2 protein-coding genes are annotated in these 5,057 nt (G+C 62.8%); both read right to left on the bottom strand.

The genetic code is table 11. From position 1 onward, the window contains the following. Positions 1 to 516: ATP-binding cassette domain-containing protein (locus EN969_RS16185; RefSeq protein WP_127419240.1), on the bottom strand; the 516-nt coding region annotated here is incomplete at its 3' end. Positions 517 to 938: 422 nt separating this feature from the next. Further along, on the bottom strand, positions 939 to 4,562 hold the full coding sequence (locus tag EN969_RS16180) for an autotransporter domain-containing protein (RefSeq protein ID WP_245467450.1): 3,624 nt from the start codon (positions 4,560 to 4,562) through the stop codon (positions 939 to 941). Positions 4,563 to 5,057: the final 495 nt, after the last annotated feature.

Here is a 5,057-nt window from a genome sequence, read left to right as displayed (position 1 = left end):
CATCTGCACCCTGAGTTTGGCGTCGAGATTGGACAGCGGTTCGTCGAAGAGAAAGACCGCCGGATCACGCACGATCGCGCGGCCCATGGCGACGCGCTGGCGCTGGCCGCCGGAAAGCTGCCGAGGATAGCGCGCCAGCAACGGCACCAGCCCAAGGATTTCGGCCGCGCGGCGCACGCCTGCATCGCTCTCCGGCTTGGAAACTCCTTTGAGCATCAGCGAGAACGCCATGTTCTCGGCAACGGTCATGTGTGGGTAGAGCGCATAGTTCTGGAAGACCATGGCGACGTCGCGCTCCTTGGGCGCAACGTTGTTGACGACACGTTCGCCAATCGCGATCTGGCCGCGTGAAATCTTTTCCAGGCCGGCGATCATTCTGAGAAGGGTTGATTTTCCGCAGCCCGATGGTCCGACCAGAGTGACGAACTCGCCGTCCTCGATGTTCACGCTGACCCCGTGCAGGATCTCGACAGCGCCGAATGATTTGTAGACTTCGCCAATTGCGACAGACGCCATCGATCCTCCCAACAAATTCCTGCGACGTCGTCGAAGGAACAACGCTTCCGCTAGCGACAGCCCTGGCTCCTCCCAGGCTCACGCTAGGCCGAAACGGTAGCGCTACCAAACCGGGCTGTAAAGCGTTTAGGGGAAAGCCGAACCTTGGGAGGGTCCGCTTCGCGCCACACAATCCTCCCAGCTGCTCCTGCGTCCGCTTCTGCGCGATCAAGTCCGGCACCTGCGGTCGCAGCGTTCGCGTTCATCACAGTTGCGCACGTCCTTGTAGGCTCGCTCCGACCGGCGGCGATAAGGCTGGCTTCCTGCCTGGCGCTCGCGAGGTTCGCTTCCTGGCGTACGACCGCCTGGGCGATGCGACAAGCGGATTGAATAGCCCCTTTTCCGTCAGGGGCAGTCATTCCGGAACGATCCTTCCCGCTTGATTAGAATTCCACGTTGAGTTTTGCATTAAAGCCGTTCTGCTGGACGCCGGAGCCGAACTGACCCTGGTAGGCGACGCTGAGGGTTGCGGCATCGGTCAGGTTGAGATCGAACCCCGCTTCGATGGCGGCACTGTCCTTGGCGATCGGCACGCCAGCGATCGTGAAGGCATCACCGGCAGAGAAGGCATGTGTGCTGGTCGGTATGACGTCGCCATAGGCATGGCGCCAGCCCAGCATGCCGCGCGCTGTGGCATTGATGGCGCCGAGCGTGAAGCCGGCGGAGGCTCTGAGACCAAGCGTGGTGAAGGTGGCGTCGGTGGTCTGGCTTGCACTGGTCAATGCCGCCGCACCGCCCTTTTCCGTGAAGCCGTCCGTATGCAGGTTGACATAAGCGAGGTTGGCAAAAGGCTCGAAGGCCGCGACTGGCGTATCGATGCGATAGCCGAGTTCCCCGAACGCCTGGAAGGTGCCAGCGTTGTAGTCGCCGCTCAGGCTGTCGGCAAAGCCGGGCATGGCCACCGAGCGCGATGTCTTCATGTCATGCCACGTATAGGCAAGCCCGGAGCGGAAGGCGAGAGCGCCCCGCTGCGTGCCACCATAAAGGCCGAGATGATAATTGTCGCTCGAGCCTGACGAGGATCGGCCGTCGGCATCGAAGCTCGTGTGGCTGTAGCCAGTCATGATGCCAAGCCGCACATCCTCCGCGACAAGGCCGTCGACGCCGGTAAGAAAGCCGCCGGTGGAGGTATCGAGGCCTGCGGCATTGCCGTCGCCGTCGAAGGAACCCCATGACCCGAAAGCCGTGCCCCAGGCGGCAAAGCGATCGGTGGTGGCAGGCGCCAGCATCGGACCGCCTTCGCCATAGGCCAGCACCGGCGTTGCCGGGATACCTACCCCCTCGAAGGCCGCACGCAGGCGGTCATTGATGGCATCGCGGACAAAATGGCTGTCCTCGATCAGCGCCGATTTGGCGGACGCATGGATCTCGCCAGATAACACATCGAAGGCTTCGCGTGCGGTTTCATCGTCCGGCAGGCCGGCGATTGCATCGTAGATCGGGTTGCCCGGCCCGGCGCTTTCGGCGCCATTGGCGGTGGCACACTGGTTGCGGGTGCCGGCCACGTCGCAGAACGACACGTCATTGCGGGCAACGTCGAGATAGATATTACTGGCGTCATAGGCGAGTGCCAGATCGACAAACGGGGCGTTCTGGTCGAACGCATCATAGGTGCCGGTCACGCCCTGATCCGCGCTCAGGATCGTGTAGCGGGTTCCGGCACTGTAGCCGCCCGGCGCTTTGAGCGCGAAGACGGTGCCACCCTGGATGGTGGCTTTGCCCGTCACGTCGATCAGGTCGGAATTGCCGGCCGGATTGATCTCGACTTCGTAGGTCGAGCCTATCTCCTGCGTGTAATCGCCTGACACATTCAGCGTGCCGATCGAATTGCCCGGCGTAATCGTGCCGCCAGAAGCGATCGTGGTCGTACCCACCGTTCCCGAACCGCCGAGCGTGCCGCCGGCTGCAACCGCAATGGCGCCAGCAATGCTTGCCCCGGAATGGCTGCCGTCGCCGACAACGAGCTTGCCGCCGCCGATGGTGGTCAGACCGGTATAGGTGCTGACGCCGTTCAGCGTCAGCGTGCCGGCGCCGGTCTTGACGAGGCTCCCTCCGATGCCAGTGCTGCCATCCTGGATGACGCCGCCGATGGTGTCGTTCTTATCCAATCCGCCAAGCGTCAGCACCTTCGAGCCGAGAAAGACGAGACCATCGCCCGAAAGCGAGCCAATCGCGATACCGTCCGACGTCATTTCGGAGATGTCGACCTTTCCCCCCGTATCGTTGATGATCGTGGCGCCATCCGCGGTGTTGGCGCCATGGAAGCCAACGAAGCCGCCCTTGTTGGTGATGGCGGCGCTGCCGGCAGACGCGGTGTCGTAGAAGTCGAGCGTTCCTTGGATTGTAACGCCAATCGTGGCATTGGCGGCGCTCGAATTGCCGTTGAAGGACGTCCTGCTACCATTGCCGGTGATCGAAGCCGCACCGGCCGATGTTTCGTCGTTGAAGTTGATGCGGCTTTGGGTAGTGACGATCGTCGCCGTTCCCGCCGACGCACTGCCATCGAAGCGCATCGTTGCGTTTGTTTCCATGACGATGTCGAGGCTCTCGGCGCTTGCATCATTGATGAAGCGGAGGTCACCGGCCTTGACATTCACCGGTCCGCTGCCCAGCGCGCCTGTCGTCGCCGCGGTGATGAATCCTGCCGAAACCGTCGTCCCACCGGCGTAGCTGTTGGCGCTCGAAAGCACCAGCCCGCCGGCCCCGGTCTTGGTGAGCGCGCCGGTCCCGGAGATGACGCCGTTCGCCGTCAGGTCGGCATCGGTCTGGAACGTCCCACCGCCGGCATCCAGGGTGACGTTGCGCGCCGTCGCGAACGCCGCCGTGTTCCGCAGCGTGCCGCCGTTGAATGTCAGGGCACCGCTTGCAGCGCCGAGATTGGCATCGGAAGAAACGGAAATAATCCCGCCTAGAAGCCGCGTGCCGCCCTGATAGCTGTTGCTGCCTTCCAGGACGAGCGTGCCGCCTTGCGTCTTGCTGACCCCGCCCGCGCCGGTAATCGTCGTCGCGATGGTGGCTGCCGTGCCGGCCAGCACGCGGATCTCGGCATTGCCATCGGCGCTGTCGGAACCATCTATCGCGAGCGTGCCGGAACCTTCCAGGCGGTAGCCGCTGTCGACGAATTGCAGGCCCTTGAAGCTTTGCGCTCCTTCGACGGCGATCGTGCCGCCGTCGAAGCCGCCCGGTTCGTTCTTGAACACCGCATGGTTTCCTGCCCAGGAGACGAGAGTATCGCCGCCCTGGTTCAGCCATTTTTCGTTCGTGGTGTTCCAGGTCCCGTCGCCGCCTTGCCAGTGCTGCAGCGTGTCGTCGCCGGCCGCTCCGATGAAGAGGTCGACATTGCCGCCGCCCGCCTGGATCTCATAGGCGGCCGGATCGGAAAGCGGCGGCTTCGTGCCGATCTCCAGGCCGTTGTCGGTAAGGCTGCCGCCATAGGTCATCAGCCGGTAATAGCCGAGGCCCGCCGTGCCATCGGCCACGTCGCCGCTCTGCGCAAGATTGAGCGTACCGTCGAGCGTCAGATTGCCACTCACCCCGATGCGGTCGCTTATCCCCGGAGAGCCGGTTGAACCGCCTGGATTGCCGAATTCGTAATCGAGAATCGACCCTGAAGAGAGGCCCAGATTTCCGGCAACCGTCAGCGTACCCACCGAATTGCCTGGCGCGATATGCCCGCCATCGGCAACCGTCGTCGTGCCCACCGTGCCCGAGCCACCGAGCGTGGCGCCGTCCTCGACATTGATCGTGCCACCGAGGAAGCCGGCACTGGCATGGTTCCCGACAAGAAGCGTGCCGCCTGCAACAGTGGTGGCACCGGTGAAGCTGGAACTGTCCGCGGCCAAAACGGTCGTGCCGCTTTCATGGAGGATGGTCCCCAAGCCGGTCAGGGAAGGGGTGAAAATCAGATCGGACCCATCGGGATTTCCCAGATGATTGAACACAACCGTGCCTGTGCCAGCGCCAAAAGCTATCGATGCCGCATCAACCGTGCCGGCGGCCTTCGCCACTTCCCCACTTGCCGCACCGATGTTGAGCGTTCCGAATGATCCTGGCTGGGCCGCCAACCCAACGATAGCAGGACCCCCGGCAAGCGAAACCTGTCCGCCCTCCGACAGAGTCAGCGTGCCCTTGCCCAAGACGCCAACGGCAATGATGGAGTCGCCTGTCCAAACCGACCCGGGGCCCGTAATATTCACAATTCCGGTGGCTTGAGCATCCCAACCAACAATGGCGTTGTTGCCGCTGGAAACCTGCCCGCCATTTTCAATGCTGAGCGATCCATTGCCAAAGAGACCAACTGCGATGGCATCAACGAGTGTCCAACCCGAATCATTTCCGGAAATCACCGCGGAGCCAGTGCTGCCCGCGCCATACGCCACAACTCCCGAATCGTTGAAAACCTGACCGCCATTCTCGACGATCAAGCTCCCTTTCCCTTTGGAATCCCCATTGGAATCCCCGACCCTAAGGACGTCGGCAGTCCAGGTGGCCGACCCTGAAAC

This window comes from Mesorhizobium sp. M7A.F.Ca.CA.003.01.2.1, assembly GCF_003998945.1.
GTDB lineage: Bacteria > Pseudomonadota > Alphaproteobacteria > Rhizobiales > Rhizobiaceae > Mesorhizobium > Mesorhizobium ciceri.
The sequence above is the reverse complement of the archived record's forward strand: the minus strand, read 5'-3'. Positions and strand labels throughout refer to the sequence as shown.